At 55.9% G+C, this 21,520-nt stretch carries 19 protein-coding genes; 15 read left to right on the top strand and 4 right to left on the bottom strand.

Annotated features, from left to right (window positions below):
- Positions 1-95: 95 nt before the first annotated feature.
- Together SIK69_RS15350 and phrB are read left to right on the top strand one after the other, a co-directional pair.
- Positions 96-296, top strand: coding sequence for a YbfA family protein (locus tag SIK69_RS15350; RefSeq protein WP_319629110.1), 201 nt, complete (start codon positions 96-98; stop codon positions 294-296).
- Between the two features lie 276 nt (positions 297-572).
- The gene (phrB, locus tag SIK69_RS15345) at positions 573-1,985 is read left to right on the top strand and encodes a deoxyribodipyrimidine photo-lyase (RefSeq protein ID WP_319786469.1); all 1,413 of its coding nucleotides are present in this window, start codon (positions 573-575) and stop codon (positions 1,983-1,985) included.
- Here phrB and dtpD read toward each other — a convergent pair.
- Positions 1,982-3,466: a dipeptide permease DtpD gene (dtpD, locus tag SIK69_RS15340; protein WP_319786468.1), complete on the bottom strand. Its 1,485-nt coding sequence runs from the start codon at positions 3,464-3,466 to the stop codon at positions 1,982-1,984. The two genes, phrB and dtpD, sit on opposite strands and share 4 nt — an antisense overlap.
- Before the next feature lie 254 nt (positions 3,467-3,720).
- Between dtpD and SIK69_RS15335 the strand changes: the two genes are divergently transcribed.
- From SIK69_RS15335 to nei, 4 genes are read left to right on the top strand one after another with little or no spacing between them, the layout of a single operon-like run.
- Complete coding sequence (locus SIK69_RS15335; RefSeq protein WP_319786467.1) at positions 3,721-4,464, top strand: type 2 GTP cyclohydrolase I; 744 nt, start codon at positions 3,721-3,723, stop codon at positions 4,462-4,464.
- Between the two features lie 15 nt (positions 4,465-4,479).
- Positions 4,480-5,136: a 5-oxoprolinase subunit PxpB gene (gene pxpB / locus SIK69_RS15330; RefSeq protein WP_319786466.1), complete on the top strand. Its 657-nt coding sequence runs from the start codon at positions 4,480-4,482 to the stop codon at positions 5,134-5,136.
- A complete protein-coding gene (gene pxpC, locus SIK69_RS15325) occupies positions 5,130-6,062 on the top strand; it encodes a 5-oxoprolinase subunit PxpC (RefSeq protein WP_319629115.1) in 933 nt (310 codons plus the stop codon). Before pxpB ends, pxpC begins: the two co-directional genes overlap by 7 nt.
- A gap of 9 nt (positions 6,063-6,071) precedes the next feature.
- Positions 6,072-6,863 (top strand): endonuclease VIII, encoded by a 792-nt coding sequence (gene nei / locus SIK69_RS15320; protein ID WP_319629116.1) that lies wholly within the window; start codon positions 6,072-6,074, stop codon positions 6,861-6,863.
- Positions 6,864-6,907: 44 nt separating this feature from the next.
- Here the strand turns inward: nei and gltA are convergent, their stop codons facing one another.
- Together gltA and SIK69_RS22990 are read right to left on the bottom strand one after the other, a co-directional pair.
- Positions 6,908-8,194 (bottom strand): citrate synthase, encoded by a 1,287-nt coding sequence (gltA, locus tag SIK69_RS15315; protein ID WP_319786465.1) that lies wholly within the window; start codon positions 8,192-8,194, stop codon positions 6,908-6,910.
- A gap of 204 nt (positions 8,195-8,398) precedes the next feature.
- The gene (locus SIK69_RS22990; protein ID WP_445582679.1) at positions 8,399-8,506 is read right to left on the bottom strand and encodes a hypothetical protein; all 108 of its coding nucleotides are present in this window, start codon (positions 8,504-8,506) and stop codon (positions 8,399-8,401) included.
- A 325-nt stretch (positions 8,507-8,831) separates the two neighbouring features.
- On the opposite strand from SIK69_RS22990, the gene sdhC reads away from it, so the two are divergent.
- The 8 genes from sdhC (at position 8,832) to sucD (ending at position 18,613) form a co-directional block, all read left to right on the top strand.
- Positions 8,832-9,236 (top strand): succinate dehydrogenase cytochrome b556 subunit, encoded by a 405-nt coding sequence (gene sdhC, locus SIK69_RS15310; RefSeq protein WP_319629118.1) that lies wholly within the window; start codon positions 8,832-8,834, stop codon positions 9,234-9,236.
- The gene (gene sdhD, locus SIK69_RS15305) at positions 9,230-9,577 is read left to right on the top strand and encodes a succinate dehydrogenase membrane anchor subunit (RefSeq protein WP_110510095.1); all 348 of its coding nucleotides are present in this window, start codon (positions 9,230-9,232) and stop codon (positions 9,575-9,577) included. Before sdhC ends, sdhD begins: the two co-directional genes overlap by 7 nt.
- Positions 9,577-11,343 carry a succinate dehydrogenase flavoprotein subunit gene (sdhA, locus tag SIK69_RS15300; protein ID WP_319629119.1) on the top strand — a complete coding sequence of 589 codons (1,767 nt, stop codon included), beginning with the start codon at positions 9,577-9,579 and terminating at the stop codon, positions 11,341-11,343. The genes sdhD and sdhA overlap by 1 nt, the downstream gene beginning before the upstream one ends.
- 16 nt (positions 11,344-11,359) lie before the next feature.
- A complete protein-coding gene (gene sdhB, locus SIK69_RS15295; protein ID WP_319786464.1) occupies positions 11,360-12,076 on the top strand; it encodes a succinate dehydrogenase iron-sulfur subunit SdhB in 717 nt (238 codons plus the stop codon).
- A gap of 370 nt (positions 12,077-12,446) precedes the next feature.
- Positions 12,447-15,254: a 2-oxoglutarate dehydrogenase E1 component gene (sucA, locus tag SIK69_RS15290; RefSeq protein ID WP_319629121.1), complete on the top strand. Its 2,808-nt coding sequence runs from the start codon at positions 12,447-12,449 to the stop codon at positions 15,252-15,254.
- 14 nt (positions 15,255-15,268) lie between these two features.
- A complete protein-coding gene (gene odhB / locus SIK69_RS15285; RefSeq protein ID WP_319629122.1) occupies positions 15,269-16,492 on the top strand; it encodes a 2-oxoglutarate dehydrogenase complex dihydrolipoyllysine-residue succinyltransferase in 1,224 nt (407 codons plus the stop codon).
- Between the two features lie 85 nt (positions 16,493-16,577).
- Positions 16,578-17,744, top strand: a complete 1,167-nt coding sequence (gene sucC, locus SIK69_RS15280; RefSeq protein WP_319629123.1) for an ADP-forming succinate--CoA ligase subunit beta — start codon at positions 16,578-16,580, stop codon at positions 17,742-17,744.
- Positions 17,744-18,613: a succinate--CoA ligase subunit alpha gene (gene sucD / locus SIK69_RS15275; RefSeq protein WP_319629124.1), complete on the top strand. Its 870-nt coding sequence runs from the start codon at positions 17,744-17,746 to the stop codon at positions 18,611-18,613. The genes sucC and sucD overlap by 1 nt, the downstream gene beginning before the upstream one ends.
- Positions 18,614-18,691: 78 nt before the next feature.
- Here the strand turns inward: sucD and SIK69_RS15270 are convergent, their stop codons facing one another.
- The gene (locus tag SIK69_RS15270) at positions 18,692-19,408 is read right to left on the bottom strand and encodes a GntR family transcriptional regulator (RefSeq protein ID WP_319786463.1); all 717 of its coding nucleotides are present in this window, start codon (positions 19,406-19,408) and stop codon (positions 18,692-18,694) included.
- A gap of 189 nt (positions 19,409-19,597) precedes the next feature.
- Here SIK69_RS15270 and mngA point away from each other — a divergent pair, with 189 nt between their 5' ends.
- Positions 19,598-21,514 (top strand): PTS 2-O-a-mannosyl-D-glycerate transporter subunit IIABC, encoded by a 1,917-nt coding sequence (mngA, locus tag SIK69_RS15265; protein WP_319629126.1) that lies wholly within the window; start codon positions 19,598-19,600, stop codon positions 21,512-21,514.
- The last annotated feature ends 6 nt before the right edge of the window (positions 21,515-21,520 follow it).

The following is a 21,520-nucleotide window of genomic DNA, read 5'->3' as shown; positions in this document are numbered from 1 at the left end:
TCGGATGAGTAGTAAAATTACACGCAAAGCGTTACTATTTTGCACAGATAACGTTTACCGGCGCGCTTTGCCGGCCATGAAAGGGGAGAGATATCATGTATAAAGAGTTTCCTGCATATGTTGTATTTATGCGTCGTACTTTCGCCGTTGTGGCGGGGGTTGTGGCGCTGCCGGTGATGCTGTTCTGGAAAGATCGCGGACGTTTTTACAGCTATCTGCACCGTGTATGGTCTAAAACCAGCGAAAAACCGGTATGGATGGATCAGGCCGAAAAAGCGACCTGCGATTTCTACTAAGCCAGACAGCCGCTACCGGGCATAAAAAACAGATATAAAAAACCGCCATCGTAAAACATGGCGGTTTTTTTATGCCCTCAGGACCCGCGTTCCGTTGGGAAACGTCAGTTCCTAACAGCAGTCGCGAATTTCTGCTCCTTTGACCGGTTCGTCGAGGCGGCATGCAACCGTCACTTGCGCCCATCCCTCAGTTAAAACACTATAAGCGCTAAACTTCCTGATGCTTATCTGGCCCCTGGCCGTGAGCCCTACGATACAGACATTCACCGGAGAGTTATGGCCACCCATCTGGTTTGGTTCCGCACCGATTTACGCCTGCATGACAATTTGGCGCTGGCCGCCGCCTGCCGCGATCGCCAGGCAAAGGTCATCGCCCTGTTTATCGCCACGCCGCAACAGTGGCAGCAGCATCATATGGCCCCGCGTCAGGCAGCATTTATACAGACGCATTTAAACGCGTTGCAGAGTCAATTGGCGTTAAAAGGCATTCCTCTTATCTATCGCGAGGTAGCTGATTTCAGTGCGTCGGTCGATGAAGTTAAAAAAGTTTGTGATGCGCATCAGGTTAGCCAGCTTTTCTATAACTATCAGTATGAAATCAACGAGCGTCAGCGTGATGCGCGCGTTGAAAAAACGCTGGATCACATCACCTGTCAGGGGTTTGACGACAGTGTAATGCTAGCACCCGGCAGCGTGATGACCGGTAATCATCAAATGTATAAGGTGTTTACGCCGTTCAAGAATGCGTACCTTCGTCGTCTGAAAGAGGGGCTACCTGAGTGCGTGTCGGCCCCTGCTGCGCGTGAGGATGAACTGAATAAACTGCCTGATATCACGCTGAATTATCCGCAGGATTCTTTCGATGAAGGCCTTTTCCCGGCGGATGAAAAAAGCGCCATCGCCCGATTACGCCATTTCTGTCAGCAGCAGGCTGCACAATATGAAGAGAAACGAGACTTTCCGGCTATCGAGGGCACCAGCCGCCTTTCCGCGTGCCTGGCGCTGGGCGTACTTTCTCCGCGCCAGTGTCTACACCGTTTACTCACCGAATGCCCGCAGGCGCTCGACGGCGGCCCGGGCTCGGTATGGCTCAACGAGCTTATCTGGCGTGAGTTTTATCGCCATTTAATGACCTACCACCCGGAGCTTTGCCGCTATAAACCGTTCATTACCTGGACGGATAACGTGGCGTGGCGCAGCGATAACGGGGCGTTATCGGCGTGGCAGCAGGGCAAAACGGGCTATCCGATTGTGGATGCGGCGATGCGCCAGCTCAATGAAACTGGCTGGATGCACAACCGCCTGCGGATGATCGTCGCCAGTTTTTTAGTGAAGGATTTGCTTATCGACTGGCGTGAGGGCGAGCGTTATTTCATGTCTCAGCTGATCGACGGTGATTTAGCGGCGAACAATGGCGGCTGGCAGTGGGCGGCCTCGACCGGCACCGACGCGGCACCTTACTTTCGGATTTTTAACCCGACGACCCAGGGGGAGAAGTTCGATAAAGAGGGGGCATTTATTCGCCACTGGTTACCGGAGTTGAAGGCGGTGCCGGGGAAAGCGATTCATAGCCCGTGGTCGTGGGCCGATAAAGAAGGCATCGAACTGGCGTATCCGCGCCCGGTGGTTGACCACAAACAGGCGAGGCTGGAAACGCTGGCGGCCTATGAAGCCGCCAGAAAAGCTTAGGACTCCAGCGCCAGACGGCGGGATCTGACTTTCATCGCGTGACCCAGCCAGATAACCAGCACCACCGCGACACAGGCCAGTGAACCCCAGGTAATCTGGCTGAACACGTCGATGTAGGCGTTGATAGAATAGTTGACCGCTCCCGCCGCATCAAACGCGCTCTGCGAGGTCTGATCGGCGATAACGCCGGCCGCATAGTTGGCAATCGCCCCGGACAGCAGCATGTAGATGCCGGTCAGCACGCCGGTGACGCCCGGAATTTCGATGCGGGTGATTTGCGCCATTGCCACCGGGTCGATAAACAGCTCGGCAAAACCCATTACCGCCATGCCCAGAATCATCAATGGCATAGACGAATGGCCGTAGGTTGCAGACCAGCGGGCGCTCAGGGTCAGAATGCAGAACCCGGCGCTCATCAGCCCAAGACCGAGGGCGTATTTTCCCCAGATTCGCACCGCGCGGTTGCCGGTGACCGACTCTTTCACTACCCAGGCGAGGAAAACCCCGCACAGCATCACCGCGAAACCGTTCACCGACTGGAACATTGCCGTTGGCACGTCATACCCGAGAATATCGCGATTCACAAAGCGGTCGATATACAGGCTAATCGAGCTGCCGCCCTGCTGGGCGAAGGCCCAGAACAGCAGGCTGAATAGGGTCAGCACTACGATAAGCCCCAGCTCTTTGCGCTGTTTCTGATTCTCGGCCTTTTTGTAGATGTTGCCGAGCATCGCCAGGCCAATGACGGTGGCGACGATCAGGGCATACAGTGACCACTCTTTCCAGAACAGAACGGCAATCACCAGCGGGGAAACGACCATCAGCGCCAGCAGCCAGCCCCAGACCGGCACCGCCAGTTTCTTACTGTGCAGAACGGCTTTATTGACGCCCACCGTGTGGCTGAAGTGGCGATTGCCGCAGAGGAAAATCACCAGGCCTGCCAGCATACCGATGGCGGCAAGCGCGAAGCCCATCGCCCAACTGTACTCTTCCTGCACATAGCCGCAGGCGATCGGCGCAATAATCGAACCGACGTTACCGGCGGCATACAGCAGGGAGAAACCGCCGTCGCGACGCGGATCGGTCGGTTCATACAGTTCGCCGAGCAGGCAACTCACGTTCGATTTAAACAACCCATAACCGCAAACAATGATAGCGAGCGACAGATAAAGGAACATCGAGGACATTTCGCTTGCGCCCAGCACCAGGTGGCCGACGGCCATTAAGAAGGCACCGATCATCACCGCCATGCGGTTCCCGAGGACCTTATCCGCCAGCCAGCCGCCAAGAATGGGCGTGACATAGACCAGCGAGCAGTAGGCGCTGAACAGCGCATAAGCATGATTGTCGTTATATTTCAGCTGATTGGTGAGGTACAGGATCAGCAGGGCGCGCATCCCGTAGAAACTGAAGTATTCCCAAATTTGCAGGGCGACGACGTAATAAATCGCGCGGGGTTGTGACGATGTCAGTGTTTTCATGGCGCTCTCAGTTCTTGCCAAAAGTGCAGAAGATAATCATTCCGCATTATTCGTTTCTTATATGCTATCCATGGGTATTAAGCATGAAAGTTCAATTTATATGCTGTCCTAATGCATAAATATACATGATTGTGCTGGCGTGCGTTAAGCGATTTTTGCGCCTAAGCGCGAGCGCTAAAGTGGGGTGCCTATCGACGTAAGGTCACGGGACGGCTATGGTATCCAGCAGTACCGAAGGAAAGTCTGGAGTGACGATGAAAAACTGTGAACTGGAACAACTGATTAACGAGAAACTCAACAGCGGATCGTTCAGCGATTACGGGCCGAACGGGCTACAGGTTGAGGGGCGAGAAGAGATCCGCAAAATCGTCACTGGCGTGACGGCCAGTCAGGCGCTGCTCGATGAAGCGGTGCGTCTGGAAGCCGATGCCGTCATCGTGCATCACGGTTATTTCTGGAAAGGGGAATCATCGGTGATACGCGGCATGAAGCGTAACCGTCTGAAAACCCTGCTGGCGAACGATATCAATCTGTACGGCTGGCATCTGCCGCTGGACGCGCACCCGGAGCTGGGCAATAACGTTCAGCTGGCGGCGCTGCTCGGTATCAACGTGGCGGGTGAAATTGAGCCGCTGGTGCCGTGGGGCGAGCTATCGATGCCGGTTTCCGGGCTGGAACTGGCCTCGTGGATTGAAGCGCGACTAGGGCGTAAACCACTGTGGTGCGGCGATACCGGGCCGGAAAAAGTGACCCGCGTGGCGTGGTGTACCGGGGGTGGACAGGGCTTTATCGATAGCGCCGCGCGTTTTGGCGTGGATGCCTTTATTACGGGCGAAGTGTCGGAGCAGACAATCCATTCCGCCCGTGAACAGGGCCTGCATTTTTATGCGGCGGGTCACCATGCCACCGAGCGCGGCGGCATTCGTGCGCTGAGCGAATGGCTGACAGAAAATACCGATTTGGATGTCACCTTTATCGACATCCCTAACCCGGCCTGATAAGAGAGAGCAAAAGTGCAGCGAGCGCGTTGTTACCTGTTGGGAGAAACGGCAGTCGTTCTGGAACTTGAACCGCCCGTGACGCTGGAGAGTCAGAAGCGTATCTGGCGACTGACCCAGCGTTTGCCTGATTACCCCGAAGTGCTGGAAGCCATTCCGGGGATGAATAACATTACCGTGGTACTGCGTAATCCGCAGTCGCGGGCGCTGGACGCGATTGAGCGTTTGCAGCGCTGGTGGGAAGAGAGCGAAGTGCTGGAACCCGATTCACGGCAGATTGATATTCCCGTCGTCTATGGCGGCGCGCTGGGGCCAGACTTGCCGCTGGTGGCAGAATACAGCGGTCTTACGCCAAAGCAGGTAGTGGAACTGCATGCTTCACAGGACTACGTGGTGTGGTTTTTAGGTTTTCAGCCGGGTTTTGCGTATCTCGGCGGCCTGTCGCCGACGTTGGCGATGCCTCGCCATGCTGAACCGCGGGTGCAGGTCCCGGCGGGCAGCGTGGGCATTGGCGGTCAGCATACCGGTATTTATCCGCTGGATACGCCCGGCGGCTGGCAGCTGATTGGGCATACGTCCCTCGCCATGTTCGATGCCCGTAAAGCGGAGCCGGTGTTACTCCGGCCTGGCGACACGGTGCGCTTTGTGCCGCAGAAGGAGGGCGTATGCTGAACATTATTCGTTCCGGGCTTTATACCTCCGTGCAGGACGGTGGGCGCTATGGCCTGCGTCAGTCTGGCGTCAGCCGCTGCGGGGCACTGGATAAACCGGCGTTGTTTACCGCCAATTTGCTGGTGGGGAACGACCCTGGTGACGCCGCGATCGAAATTACCCTCGGGCAGTTTACCGTCCAGTTTGAACGCGATGGCTGGTTTGCCCTGACCGGGGCAGGCTGCGAAGCGACGCTCGATGACCAAACCGTCTGGGGCGGCTGGCGGCTGCCGGTCAAAGCAGGGCAAACGCTGGTGTTGAAACGGCCTTTATACGGCATTCGCAGCTATCTGGCGGTCGCGGGTGGGATCGATGTGCCGAAAGTGATGGGCTCGTACAGTACTGATCTGAAAGTCGGCGTCGGCGGTCTGGAAGGGCGGCGCTTACAGGACGGTGACAGGCTGAACGTGTTTCCTTCCAACCGCCAATTTGGCGGCGCGCAGGGGGTTAAACAGCTCCAGCATGGGAACCGCATTCGGGCCTTGCCAGGGCCGGAGTATCACGAGTTTGATGCCCCATCGCAGGAGAATTTCTGGCGCGCGCCCTGGCAGCTCAGTCCGCAAAGTAACCGGATGGGGTATCGGCTACAAGGGCAGCCGCTGGTACGAACCACCGATCGCGAACTGATGTCACACGGCCTGTTACCGGGCGTGGTACAGGTGCCGCGTAACGGCCAACCGATCGTGCTGATGAATGACGCCCAAACCACCGGAGGTTATCCGCGCATTGCCTGCATTATCGAAGCCGATATGTACCAACTGGCGCAAATTCCGCTCGGGCAGCCGATTCATTTTGTGCCGTGTTCGCTGGAGGATGCATTGAAAGCACGTGCCGATCAGCAGCGATATTTTGAACAACTGGCCTGGCGTCTCAACGGCGAAAAGTAAGGAACCATCATGCCCGAAGGACCAGAGATCCGCCGAGCAGCGGATACCCTAGAAGCGGCGATAAAAGGTCAGCCGCTGACCGATGCCTGGTTTGCCTTTGAGCGGTTGAAAGCGTTTGAAACAGCGTTAGTCGGGCAGCGCGTGACTCACATTGAAACGCGCGGCAAAGCGATGCTGACCCATTTTTCCGGTGGATTGACGCTCTACAGCCATAACCAGCTGTACGGTGTGTGGCGGGTGGTGAATGCCGGAGAAGAACCGCAAACCACGCGTGTGCTGCGGGTACGGCTGCAAACCGCAACCAAAGCGATTCTGCTGTACAGTGCATCGGACATCGACATGCTGACGCCCGAGCAGTTAGCCACCCAGCCGTTTTTGCAGCGCGTTGGGCCGGACGTGCTCGACCCGACGCTCACCGAAGCCGATGTCAGAGAGCGGTTGTTGTCGAAACGATTCCGGCAACGCCAGTTCTCTGGCCTGCTGCTCGACCAGGCATTTCTGGCGGGGTTGGGAAATTACCTGCGGGTGGAAATTCTCTGGGCGTGTGGACTGGCAGCGACGCATAAAGCCAGCCAGCTGACGGATGAACAGCTGGGTAATCTGGCGCATGAGCTATTGGCTATCCCGCGGCTGTCCTGGCAGACACGCGGGCAGGGGGATGAGAATAAGCATCACGGGGCGCTGTTTCGCTTTAAAGTGTTTCATCGTGCGGGGAAAGCCTGCGAGCGGTGCGGGGGCGTTATCGAAAAAACGATGATGTCGTCACGACCGTTTTATTGGTGCCCCCAATGCCAGACATAAAAAAACGCGCCATCAGGCGCGTTTTTCACATCACAACAACGTAGTTAGCGTTTTTTCACGTCTGTGCTGAAGTCGCGTTTTTCGTAACCGGTGTACAGCTGGCGCGGACGGGCAATTTTCATGCCCTCGTTGTGCATTTCGCTCCAGTGTGCAATCCAGCCGACGGTACGGGCCATCGCAAAAATAACGGTGAACATCGAAGACGGAATGCCCATCGCTTTCAGGATGATACCGGAGTAGAAGTCGACGTTCGGGTACAGTTTCTTCTCGATGAAGTACGGGTCGTTCAGGGCGATGTGTTCCAGCTCCATCGCGACCTGCAACAGATCGTCTTTGGTGCCCAATTCTTTCAGCACTTCGTGGCAGGTTTCACGCATCACGGTGGCGCGCGGGTCATAGTTTTTATAGACACGATGACCGAAGCCCATCAGACGGAACGAATCGTTCTTGTCTTTCGCGCGACGAACAAATTCCGGAATGTGCTCAACGGTGCTGATTTCTTCCAGCATCTTCAGCGCCGCTTCGTTGGCACCGCCGTGCGCCGGTCCCCACAGGGACGCGATGCCCGCCGCGATACAGGCGAATGGGTTAGCACCAGAAGAGCCCGCGGTACGCACGGTCGAGGTCGATGCGTTTTGCTCGTGATCCGCATGCAGGATCAGGATGCGGTCCATGGCGCGTTCCAGCACCGGGTTCACCACGTACTCTTCACACGGCGTGGAGAACATCATGTTGAGGAAGTTGCCAGCATAGGACAGATCGTTACGTGGATACACGAACGGCTGACCGATGGAATATTTGTAGCTCATCGCGGCCATAGTTGGCATTTTCGACAGCAGACGGAAGGCCGCGATTTCGCGGTGACGTGGGTTATTCACGTCCATAGCGTCGTGATAGAACGCGGCCAGCGCGCCGGTCACGCCACACATCACCGCCATCGGATGCGAGTCACGACGGAAACCGTGGAACAGACGGGTGATCTGCTCATGGATCATGGTGTGACGGGTCACGATGGTACGGAATTCGTCGTACTGTTCCTGGGTCGGCTTTTCGCCGTTCAGCAGGATATAGCAGACTTCGAGATAGTTAGATTCGGTTGCCAACTGATCGATAGGAAAACCGCGATGCAGCAGGATGCCTTCGTCACCGTCAATGAAGGTGATTTTCGATTCGCAGGATGCGGTGGAGGTAAAACCGGGGTCAAAAGTGAACATCCCTTTTGAGCCGAGTGTACGGATATCAATAACGTCTTCGCCGAGCGTACCTTTTAGCACGTCCAGTTCAATAGCAGTGTCACCATTGAGAGTGAGCTTTGCCTTTGTATCAGCCATTTACGGTCTCCTTAGCGCCTTATTGCATAAGACTGCCGGATGCCGGATTCGCTTTCAGGGTGAAGTTCGACGTTACCAGTTTGTTATTCGGCTCACCGCTCAGCTCGCGAGGGTAAACCAGGGTACAGAGCAAAGGGCGCCATGGGGCATACGTTCATTCCACCGTGAAACTAAAGCAAATCAGGGTCTTAGCAGTCCGTTTATTCAAACCTGTCTATCACTATTAACTGTCGGCAATGCATAGGTCAATACTTTCTCACCATTACATAACTTATTCTCAGGAGAAAGAGTGACCCCATAACTTTTACGCATTATATGCCTTTCTAAGTGATGGTTGTAACAATAATGTTTAATATTTGTCAAATCAGGTGAGTAAAATTTAAAATAATGTTGTTATCGTGACCCTGATCACTGTTCCGCATAAAACCCGACAAACTATATGTAGGTTAATTGTAATGATTTTGTGAACGTCCTATACTGCCGCCAGGTCTCCGGAACCCCCTGCAATCCCGAGCCACCCAGCGTTGTAATGTGCCGTTTTAGCTCTTGATAGGGAGTTTTTACATGACGCGCAGTTATAGAAAGGACGCTGTCTGACCCGCACGCAGACCGGAGGAAGGGAAACAATAAGAACAGCATGTGGGCGTTATTCATGATAAAAAATGTGAAAAAACAAAGACCTGTCAATCTGGATCTCAAAACGATCCGATTCCCCGTAACGGCGATAGCGTCCATCCTCCACCGCGTTTCTGGCGTGATTACCTTTGTGGCGGTTGGCATTCTGTTGTGGTTACTGGGCACCAGTCTCTCCTCTCCTGAAGGCTTCCAGCACGCCAGCTCAATCATGAGCAGCTTCTTCGTCAAATTCATTTTCTGGGGCATCCTGACCGCACTGGCCTATCACGCCGTGTTGGGCATTCGTCACCTGATGATGGACTTTGGCTACCTGGAAGAAACCTTCGAAGCCGGGAAACGGTCTGCCAATATTTCGTTTGTTATTACTGTCGTGCTTTCAATTCTCGCAGGAGTCCTCGTATGGTAAGCAACGCCTCAGCACTAGGACGCAACGGCGTACATGACTTCATCCTCGTACGTGCCACCGCGATCGTCCTGACTCTGTACATTATCTACATGGTTGGCTTCTTCGCGACTCATGGCTCGCTCACCTGGGAAGTCTGGACGGGTTTCTTCTCTTCCGCTTTCACCAAAGTCTTCACCCTGCTGGCTCTGTTTTCTATCTTGATCCATGCCTGGATTGGCATGTGGCAGGTGTTGACCGACTACGTTAAACCGCTGGCGATTCGCCTGCCTCTGCAACTGGCTATCGTCGTTGCACTGGTGGTTTACGTGATTTATGGATTTGTTGTGGTGTGGGGTGTGTAATGAAACTGCCAGTCAGAGAATTTGATGCTGTTGTGATAGGCGCAGGTGGCGCAGGTATGCGTGCCGCGCTGCAAATTTCCCAGAGCGGCCAGACCTGTGCGCTGCTCTCTAAAGTCTTCCCTACCCGTTCCCATACCGTGTCTGCGCAGGGTGGTATCACCGTCGCACTCGGTAACACCCATGAAGATAACTGGGAATGGCACATGTATGACACCGTGAAGGGGTCTGACTACATCGGTGACCAGGACGCTATCGAATATATGTGTAAGACCGGCCCGGAAGCGATTCTTGAGCTGGAACATATGGGTCTGCCGTTCTCGCGTCTGGACGATGGCTCTATTTATCAGCGTCCGTTTGGCGGCCAGTCGAAAAACTTCGGCGGCGAGCAGGCGGCACGTACCGCAGCGGCAGCTGACCGTACCGGACATGCGTTGCTGCACACGCTGTATCAGCAGAACCTGAAAAACAAAACCACCATCTTCTCCGAATGGTATGCGCTGGATCTGGTGAAAAACCAGGATGGCGCAGTGGTCGGTTGTACCGCCCTGTGTATCGAAACCGGTGAAGTGGTGTACTTCAAGGCCAATGCCACCGTGCTGGCGACCGGCGGCGCGGGCCGTATTTATCAGTCGACGACTAACGCCCATATCAACACCGGTGACGGCGTTGGGATGGCAATCCGTGCTGGCGTGCCGGTACAGGATATGGAAATGTGGCAGTTCCACCCAACCGGTATTGCCGGGGCTGGGGTACTGGTCACCGAAGGCTGTCGCGGTGAAGGTGGATACCTGCTGAACAAACACGGCGAGCGCTTCATGGAGCGTTATGCCCCGAATGCGAAAGACCTGGCGGGTCGTGACGTGGTGGCGCGTTCCATCATGATCGAAATCCGTGAAGGTCGTGGCTGCGATGGCCCGTGGGGTCCGCATGCGAAACTGAAACTCGATCACCTCGGTAAAGACGTGCTCGAATCCCGTCTGCCGGGCATCCTCGAACTGTCCCGCACCTTTGCGCACGTTGATCCGGTTAAAGAGCCTATTCCGGTTATCCCAACCTGCCACTACATGATGGGCGGTATTCCGACCAAAGTGACCGGCCAGGCGCTGACCGTCAACGAGAAGGGCGAAGACGTGGTGATCCCAGGCCTGTTCGCCGTCGGCGAAATCGCCTGTGTGTCCGTTCACGGTGCCAACCGTCTGGGCGGCAACTCGCTGCTGGACCTGGTGGTATTTGGTCGTGCGGCAGGTCTGCACCTGCAAGAGTCTATCGCCGAGCAGGGTGCGATGCGCGATGCCAGCGAGTCTGACATTGACGCTTCTCTGGATCGCCTCAACCGTTGGAACAACACCCGCAGCGGTGAAGATCCGGTGGAAATCCGTAAAGCGTTGCAGGAATGTATGCAGCATAACTTCTCGGTGTTCCGTGAAGGGGACGCGATGGCCAAAGGGCTTGAGCAGCTGAAAGTGATCCGTGAGCGTCTGAAAAATGCCCGTCTGGATGACACCTCCAGCGAATTCAACACCCAGCGCGTCGAGTGTCTGGAGCTGGATAACCTGATGGAAACCGCCTTCGCTACCGCAGTGTCGGCAAACTTCCGTACCGAAAGCCGTGGCGCACACAGCCGCTTCGACTTCCCGGATCGCGATGATGAAAACTGGCTCTGCCACTCCCTGTACCAGCCGCAGTCCGAATCCATGACCCGTCGTGAAGTGAACATGGAACCGAAGCTGCGTCCGGCATTCCCGCCGAAAGTGCGTACCTACTAATTGCGGAGACAGGAAAATGAGACTCGAGTTTTCAGTTTATCGTTATAACCCGGATGTCGATGACGCTCCGCGCATGCAGGATTACACCCTCGAAGCGGAAGAAGGGCGCGACATGATGCTGCTGGATGCGCTCGTCCAGCTGAAAGAACAAGACCCGACCCTATCGTTCCGTCGCTCCTGCCGTGAAGGCGTGTGCGGTTCCGACGGCGTGAACATGAACGGCAAAAACGGTCTGGCGTGTATCACCCCAATTTCCGCCCTGCAGCGTGCCGGGCAGAAGATTGTGATTCGTCCGCTGCCGGGTTTACCGGTGGTGCGTGATTTGGTGGTAGACATGGGGCAGTTCTATGCCCAATATGAGAAGATTAAGCCTTACTTGTTGAATAATGGGCAAAATCCACCCGCTCGCGAGCATTTGCAGTCGCCCGAGCAGCGTGAAAAACTGGATGGCCTGTACGAGTGTATTCTCTGCGCATGCTGTTCCACTTCTTGCCCATCGTTCTGGTGGAATCCGGATAAGTTCATCGGCCCGGCCGGTCTGCTGGCGGCGTACCGCTTCCTGATCGACAGCCGTGATACCGAAACCGACAGCCGCCTGGAAGGATTAAGTGACGCTTTCAGCGTATTCCGCTGCCATAGCATCATGAACTGCGTCAGTGTGTGTCCGAAGGGGCTTAACCCGACGCGCGCCATCGGCCATATTAAGTCGATGCTGTTGCAGCGCAGCGCATAAGTAACAACGCCTGATGGCGCTACGCTAATCAGGCCTACGTGACAGTAGGCTTGGTCAGCGCAGCGCCATCGGGAAAACGGAATTGCAGGAAACCTCTAAAAACTGCCGTATTTGGCATCTATAACCGAGATGTTCAGCGCGAAGCAAGGCGCGACTGAATGAATCCCAGGAGCATAGATAACTATGTGACTGGGGTGAGTGAAAGGCGCAACGCAGTTGCAGCCTGAACAGCGACGGTTAGAGGGCGGTTTTTAAAGGTTCCTTCGCGGGCCCGCATAGAAGAGCTCGCAAGTGAACCCCGGCACGTACACCTGGTGTGCGTGGTAGTTTCTACGGCGAAAGTAAGCATAAAAATGCTTAAGGGATCACGATGCAGAACGGCGCAATGAAAGCCTGGCTGGACTCTTCTTACCTCTCTGGCTCGAACCAGAGCTGGATAGAACAGCTCTATGAAGACTTCTTAACCGATCCTGACTCTGTCGACGCCAACTGGCGTTCAATGTTCCAGCAGTTACCTGGTACCGGAGTCAAACCGGATCAATTCCACTCCACTACGCGTGATTATTTCCGTCGTCTGGCGAAGGATGCCTCGCGTTACGCGACCTCCATTTCCGATCCTGATGCCAACGTGAAGCAGGTTAAAGTCCTGCAGTTGATCAACGCCTGGCGTTTCCGTGGTCATCAGGCGGCGAATCTCGATCCGCTTGGGCTTTGGAAGCAGGAGCCCGTGACCGATCTGGAACCTGCGTTCCACGATTTGACCGAGGCCGATCTCCAGGAAAGTTTTAACGTGGGTTCCTTTGCTATCGGCAAAGAAACGATGAAACTTGCCGATTTGATTGCTGCGCTGAAGCAAACCTATGGCGGCTCCATCGGCGCGGAATATATGCATATTACGTCCACGGAAGAGAAACGCTGGATCCAACAGCGTATTGAATCGGTGGTCGGTCACGCGAGCTTTAGCGCTGACGAGAAAAAACGCTTCCTCACTGAGCTGACCGCTGCGGAAGGCCTGGAACGTTATCTGGGTGCGAAATTCCCAGGCGCAAAACGCTTCTCGCTGGAAGGCGGTGATGCGCTGGTGCCGATGCTGAAAGAGCTGATTCGCCATGCCGGTAAGAGCGGCACGCGTGAAGTGGTGCTGGGTATGGCGCACCGCGGTCGTCTGAACGTGTTGATCAACGTGCTCGGTAAAAAACCGCAGGACCTGTTCGACGAATTTGCCGGGAAGCATAAAGAACACCTCGGCACCGGGGATGTGAAGTACCACATGGGCTTCTCATCTGATATCGAAACCGAAGGCGGCCTGGTTCACCTGGCGCTGGCGTTCAACCCGTCACACCTCGAAATCGTAAGCCCGGTGGTTATCGGTTCAGTGCGTGCGCGTCTGGACAGACTGGAAGAGCCGAGCAGCAACAAGGTTCTGCCTATCACCATTCACGGTGATGCCGCGGTGGCCGGTCAGGGCGTGGTTCAGGAAACCCTGAACATGTCCAAAGCGCGGGGTTACGAAGTGGGCGGTACGGTACGTATCGTTATCAACAATCAGGTGGGTTTCACCACGTCTAACCCGCTGGATGCGCGCTCCACGCCATATTGTACCGATATCGGTAAGATGGTGATGGCCCCGATTTTCCACGTGAATGCGGATGACCCTGAAGCGGTTGCTTTCGTGACTCGCCTGGCGCTTGATTTCCGTAACACCTTCAAACGTGATGTGTTCATCGACCTGGTGTGCTACCGCCGTCACGGCCATAACGAAGCCGACGAGCCAAGCGCAACCCAGCCGCTGATGTATCAGAAAATCAAAAAACATCCGACCCCGCGCAAAATCTACGCCGACAAGCTGGAAGGCGAGAAAGTCGCGACCCTCGAAGATGCGACCGAACTGGTCAATCTGTACCGCGACGCGCTGGATGAAGGCGAATGCGTGGTGAAAGAGTGGCGTCCGATGAACATGCACTCCTTTACCTGGTCGCCGTACCTCAACCACGAGTGGGATGAGAGCTACCCGAACAAGGTCGACATGAAGCGCTTGCAGGAGCTGGCTAAGCGTATCAGCACCGTGCCGGAAGCGGTCGAAATGCAGTCCCGTGTCGCTAAAATCTACGCCGATCGCCAGTCTATGGCTGCCGGTGAGAAAATGTTCGACTGGGGCGGTGCGGAAAACCTGGCGTACGCCACGCTGGTTGATGAAGGCATTCCGGTGCGTCTGTCCGGTGAAGACTCCGGGCGCGGCACCTTCTTCCATCGCCATGCGGTTATCCATAACCAGACCAACGGTTCTACCTACACCCCACTGCAGCACGTGCATAACGGTCAGGGCCAGTTCAAGGTCTGGGACTCCGTGCTGTCTGAAGAGGCGGTGCTGGCATTCGAATACGGCTATGCCACCGCAGAGCCGCGCATCCTGACTATCTGGGAAGCGCAGTTCGGTGACTTCGCCAACGGTGCGCAGGTGGTTATCGATCAGTTCATCAGTTCCGGCGAGCAGAAGTGGGGCCGTATGTGTGGCCTGACCATGCTGCTGCCACACGGCTACGAAGGCCAGGGTCCGGAGCACTCCTCCGCGCGTCTGGAGCGTTATCTGCAGCTGTGTGCTGAACAGAACATGCAGGTGTGCGTCCCGTCGACCCCGGCTCAGGTTTATCACATGCTGCGTCGTCAGGCGCTGCGCGGGATGCGCCGTCCGCTGGTGGTGATGTCGCCGAAATCTCTGCTGCGTCACCCGCTGGCGGTATCGAGCCTCGAAGAGCTGGCCAACGGCACCTTTATGCCTGCGATTGGCGAGATTGACGAGCTGGATCCTAAAGCGGTGAAACGCGTGGTGATGTGCTCCGGTAAGGTGTACTACGACCTGCTGGAACAGCGTCGCAAGAACAATCAGAAAGATGTCGCCATTGTGCGTATCGAACAGCTTTATCCGTTCCCGCATCAGGCGATGCAGGACGCACTGAAACCATACGCTCACGTGCATGATTTTGTCTGGTGCCAGGAAGAGCCGCTCAACCAGGGCGCGTGGTACTGCAGCCAGCATCACTTACGTGAAGTGATTCCATTTGGGTCTGCCCTGCGTTACGCAGGTCGCCCGGCCTCCGCCTCTCCGGCGGTAGGGTATATGTCTGTTCACCAGAAGCAGCAACAAGATCTGGTCAATGACGCGCTGAACGTCGATTAATTAAAGGATACAAAATGAGTAGCGTAGATATTCTTGTTCCCGACCTGCCTGAATCCGTAGCCGATGCAACGGTTGCGACCTGGCACAAGAAGCCAGGCGATGCGGTAGTCCGCGATGAAGTGCTGGTAGAAATCGAAACTGACAAAGTGGTACTGGAAGTACCGGCGTCGGCTGACGGCATTCTGGATGCGGTTCTGGAAGACGAAGGCACCACTGTGACCTCTCGCCAGATCCTCGGCCGCCTGCGTGAAGGCAACAGCGCGGGCAAAGAGTCCAGCGCGAAATCCGAAGCCAAAGACAGCACCCCAGCCCAGCGCCAGCAAGCGTCTCTGGAAGAACAGAGCAACGACGCGCTGAGCCCGGCTATCCGTCGCCTGCTGGCTGAGCACAACCTTGACGCCGCAGCCATCAAAGGCACCGGTGTGGGTGGGCGTCTGACCCGCGAAGATGTTGAGAAGCACCTGGCGAAAGCCCCGGCGAAAACCGAAGCCAAAGCGCCAGCCGCCGCCCCGGCAGCAGCCCCTGCGCCGCTGGCAGGTCGCTCTGAGAAACGCGTCCCGATGACCCGCCTGCGCAAACGCGTGGCTGAGCGTCTGCTGGAAGCGAAAAACTCTACCGCGATGCTGACCACCTTCAACGAAGTCAACATGAAGCCAATCATGGACTTGCGTAAGCAGTACGGTGATGCGTTTGAAAAACGTCACGGCATCCGTCTGGGCTTCATGTCCTTCTACGTGAAAGCTGTGGTTGAAGCGCTGAAACGCTACCCGGAAGTGAATGCCTCAATCGACGGCGAAGACGTGGTGTACCACAACTACTTCGACGTCAGCATGGCGGTCTCTACGCCACGTGGTCTGGTGACGCCAGTCCTGCGTGACGTTGACGCGCTGGGTATGGCCGACATCGAGAAACGCATTAAAGAGCTGGCGCTGAAAGGCCGTGACGGCAAGCTGACCGTTGAGGACCTGACCGGCGGTAACTTCACCATCACCAACGGCGGTGTGTTCGGTTCCCTGATGTCTACGCCGATCATCAACCCGCCACAGAGTGCGATCCTCGGCATGCATGCCATTAAGGACCGTCCAATGGCCGTTGATGGCAAAGTCGAAATTTTGCCAATGATGTACCTGGCACTTTCCTACGATCATCGCCTGATCGATGGTCGTGAGTCAGTGGGCTTCCTCGTAGCCATCAAAGAGCTGCTGGAAGATCCGACTCGTCTGCTGCTGGACGTGTAGTAAGCCCTGTATCACCTGTCCTCCGGGCCGGATGCGGCCTGGAGGTAAATGATCATGATAATACTCAAAATAGTGGATAGAACGCATGAACTTACATGAATACCAGGCCAAACAGCTGTTTGCCCGCTACGGTTTACCTGCGCCAGTAGGCTATGCCTGCTCAACTCCGCGTGAAGCTGAAGAAGCCGCGTCTAAAATTGGTGCGGGTCCTTGGGTCGTGAAATGCCAGGTACACGCTGGCGGCCGCGGTAAAGCGGGCGGCGTAAAAGTCGTTAACAGCAAAGAAGACATTCGCGCCTTTGCCGAGCACTGGCTGGGCAAACGCCTGGTAACCTATCAGACAGACGCCAACGGTCAGCCGGTTAATCAGATTCTGGTTGAAGCCGCGACCGACATCGCCAAAGAACTGTATCTGGGTGCGGTCGTCGATCGTAGCTCTCGTCGTGTGGTATTCATGGCTTCCACCGAAGGCGGCGTGGAAATCGAAAAAGTGGCGGAAGAAACCCCGCACCTGATCCACAAAGTTGCTATCGATCCGCTGGCGGGTCCAATGCCTTATCAGGGCCGTGAACTGGCGTTCAAACTGGGTCTGGAAGGTAAACTGGTTCAGCAGTTCACCAAGATCTTCATGGGTCTGGCAAACATCTTCCTTGAGCGCGACCTGGCGCTGATCGAAATTAACCCGCTGGTTATCACCAAGCAGGGCGACCTTATCTGCCTTGATGGCAAACTGGGTGCCGATGGCAATGCCCTGTTCCGTCAACCAGACCTGCGCGAAATGCGTGACCAGTCTCAGGAAGATCCGCGTGAAGCTCAGGCTGCACAGTGGGAACTGAACTACGTTGCACTGGATGGCAACATCGGCTGTATGGTTAACGGCGCAGGCCTGGCGATGGGCACCATGGACATCGTTAAGCTGCACGGCGGCGAACCGGCTAACTTCCTCGACGTGGGCGGCGGTGCCACCAAAGAGCGCGTAACCGAAGCGTTCAAAATCATCCTCTCTGATGACAATGTGAAAGCGGTTCTGGTTAACATCTTCGGCGGGATCGTACGTTGTGACCTGATTGCCGACGGCATTATCGGTGCTGTCGCTGAAGTGGGCGTTAACGTCCCGGTGGTTGTACGTCTGGAAGGTAACAACGCTGAACTTGGTGCCAAGAAACTGGCTGACAGCGGTCTGAATATTATTGCAGCGAAAAGTCTGACGGATGCCGCTCAGCAGGTCGTTGCCGCAGTGGAGGGGAAATAATGTCCATTTTAATTGATAAAAACACCAAGGTTATCTGCCAGGGCTTTACCGGTAGCCAGGGGACTTTCCACTCTGAACAAGCGATTGCTTACGGCACCAACATGGTTGGCGGCGTCACGCCGGGCAAAGGCGGCACCACACATCTGGATCTGCCGGTGTTCAACACCGTGCGTGAAGCCGTTGAAGCCACTGGCGCGACTGCAAGCGTAATCTATGTACCGGCTCCGTTCTGCAAAGACTCCATTTTGGAAGCGATCGATGCAGGCATCAAACTGATCATCACCATCACCGAAGGCATCCCGACGCTGGATATGCTGACCGTGAAGGTGAAACTGGATGAAGCAGGCGTGCGCATGATTGGCCCGAACTGCCCAGGTGTTATCACCCCGGGTCAGAGCAAAATCGGCATCATGCCTGGTCACATTCATAAGCCAGGCAAAGTGGGCATCGTTTCCCGTTCCGGTACGCTGACTTATGAAGCGGTTAAGCAGACTACCGACTACGGTTTCGGCCAGTCCACCTGTGTGGGCATCGGTGGTGACCCGATCCCTGGTTCTAACTTCATCGACATCCTGAAAATGTTCCAGGAAGACCCGCAGACCGAAGCGATCGTCATGATCGGTGAGATCGGCGGCAGCGCTGAAGAAGAAGCGGCAGCCTACATCAAAGAACACGTGACCAAACCGGTTGTGGGTTACATCGCGGGTGTGACTGCGCCGAAAGGTAAACGTATGGGTCACGCGGGCGCGATCATCGCCGGTGGTAAAGGGACTGCGGATGAGAAATTTGCAGCTCTGGAAGCGGCCGGTGTGAAAACCGTTCGCAGCCTGGCGGATATCGGCGAAGCGCTGAAGACCATCATTAACTGATAATCCTCTCTGCTCCCCGCGTGGGGAGCTTTATATGTCCGTTTTCGACATGGTTGGCCACCTTTGCGGTGGCCTTTTTTATTGGCGTCGTTTGGCGACGAGGGTGAATTTATAGTCGTCGCTTTTGAATGCGTTACGGCTGTATTCAAACACCCGTCCATCGCTGAGGAACCCGCGCGAAATTTTTTCGAGGATCGGCTGGCTGGCATCCAGGCTCAGCAAACTCGCCATTTCAGCGTTCGGCATAATCGGTACGATCTCTTGTTCGCTGCGATCGATAACCAGCTTCTTCACCTGCTCGATAAAGTGATATTTGGAGTTTTCCATCACTTCCCAGGTGAGATCCGGAAATAGGGCCAACGGCATCCAGGTTTCTTCCAGCGTCACCGGTTTCTGCTTGATAAAACGCACCCGTTTGACGTGCCAGATTTTCGCGCCTTCTGCGACCTCAAGCGTTGCCGCCAGTTCAAGGCTGGCATCAATCGCTTCAAACACCCGCACGTCGCTGTGGGTGTCAACGTTTCGATCGGCCAGCTTTTCATAAAAACTGGTGAGTTGATAAATGTCGTAATTGACCCGTTCTTCTTTCACGTATGAACCGCTGCCCTGAATGCTCTCAATGATTGCTTCCTGGGTCAGCTGTTTCAGCGCTTGTCGCACCGTGACGCGGCTGACGGCAAACTCTTCCTGCAACGCGGATTCCGTGGGCAGGGCATCGCCGGGTTTCAGCTCGCCGCGCTGCACCCGCTCGCGCAGGGTATCGGCAATCTGGCGATATCGGGGTTTATTCGTCACTTTCCTCATACCTCTTTAATACGAATGCAACGATTATGCCTGTCTTACCTCACTTGTAAACAATACAAGTTAAATACAAATTGTCACATAAGGAGAAAGTGATCACATAAATGTATTGTTTTATCTGGCAGGATCTTCAGTACTGCACGGCACTTTGACCGTACTTTCACCTTCACAGTGAGGATCGTGATGAACCTGACGACATTAACGCACCCGGACGCGCTCTGCCTGCAGGCGACGTTCACTGCCCGTGACGAGGCTATCCGGGCGCTGGCCGAACGGCTGGCGCGGCTGGGTAAAATTTCCTGTCTTGACGATTTTCTTCACGATGTGTTTGCCCGCGAGAGCGAAGGGCCGACCGCACTCGGGGAAGGGCTGGCGGTGCCGCACGGGAAAAGTGAGGCGGTAACAGAAGCCGCTTTCGCCGTCGCCACGTTATCGCAGCCGATTTTGTGGGAAGGCGTTGACGGTGAAGAAGAGGTCAATCTGATCGTGTTACTGGCGATCCCACCCGCGCAGGCGGGGTCCACCCACATGCAGCTGCTCACGGCGTTAACCTCCCGGTTGGTGGATGACGACGTGCGGGCGGCAGTGTGTTCAGCCACCACGGCGGAGCAATTGTTGCAGGCCCTGGATACACCGCTTATCAATGCGCAGCCCGCGCAGAAGCAGGATGCGCCGGTGGTGGTCTGCGTCACCGCGTGTCCGGCGGGCATCGCCCACACTTATATGGCGGCGGAATATCTGGAAAAGGCCGGGCAGAAACTTGGGGTCAATGTTTACGTTGAACGCCAGGGTGCCAACGGGATCGAAAACCGCCTGACGGCTGAACAGCTTAACTCTGCTCAGGCCTGCATTTTTGCCGCCGAAGTGGCTATCAAAGAGGCGGACCGTTTTTCCGGTATTCCGTCCCTGTCGGTGCCGGTGGCTGAGCCTATCCGGCATGCAGAAAAACTGATTGAGCAGGCGCTGACCCTTAAAACGTCAGGCGAGAACCGCCAGCCGCAATGCGACAGCATGGAGAAGAAAAGCGTCAAAACCGAACTGAAACAGGCGCTGTTAAGCGGGATTTCTTTTGCCGTGCCGCTGATTGTGGCAGGCGGAACCGTGCTGGCGGTGGCGGTTTTGCTCGCACAGATGCTCGGCTTACAGCATTTATTCGATCAGGAAAACTCATGGCTGTGGATGTACCGCAAACTGGGTGGCGGAATGCTCGGCGTGTTAATGGTGCCAGTCTTGGCGGCCTACACCGCCTATTCGCTGGCCGATAAGCCTGCGCTGGCTCCGGGCTTTGCCGCAGGGCTGGCGGCTAACATGATTGGCTCCGGTTTCCTCGGTGCGATAGCGGGGGGGCTTATCGCGGGCTATCTGATGCGCTGGGTGAAAAATCATCTTCGGCTCAACAGCCGCTATAACGGTTTTCTGACCTTTTACCTCTACCCGGTGATCGGCACCCTCGGCGCGGGGAGCCTGATGCTGTTTGTGGTCGGCGAACCGGTAGCGTGGATCAACAACGGCCTGACCCTGTGGCTCAACGGCCTGTCAGGCACCAACGCACTGCTGCTGGGGGCGATCCTCGGGTTTATGTGCTCGTTCGATCTCGGCGGCCCGGTGAACAAAGCCTCCTATGCATTTTGCCTCGGGGCGATGGCCAACGGCGTGTACGGTCCGTATGCGATTTTCGCCTCGGTCAAAATGGTATCGGCCTTTACGGTGACGGCCTCCACGATGATTGCACCGCGACTGTTTAAAACCTTCGAAATCGAAACCGGCAAATCCACCTGGCTTTTGGGCCTGGCGGGGATCACCGAAGGGGCTATCCCAATGGCGATTGAAGATCCGCTCCGGGTTATTGGGTCGTTCGTCATCGGTTCGATGGTCACCGGGGCGCTGGTGGGCTCGATGAATATCGGTCTTTCTACCCCGGGAGCAGGCATTTTCTCGCTATTCCTGCTGCATGACGGTGGGCTCGGCGGGGTGCTCGCCGCCAGCGGCTGGTTTGCGTCTGCGCTGATCGGCGCGGCTATCTCGACCAGCGTGCTGGTCCTCTGGCGTCGCCAGGCGGTGAAAGCCGGTAAATACCTTCCCGACAGCGTATTGCCTTAACTGAAC

The sequence above is a fragment of the Scandinavium lactucae genome, from assembly GCF_033843265.1.
In the GTDB taxonomy this organism is placed as follows: domain Bacteria; phylum Pseudomonadota; class Gammaproteobacteria; order Enterobacterales; family Enterobacteriaceae; genus Scandinavium; species Scandinavium lactucae.
This window is presented reverse-complemented; position numbering and strand designations above follow the sequence as displayed.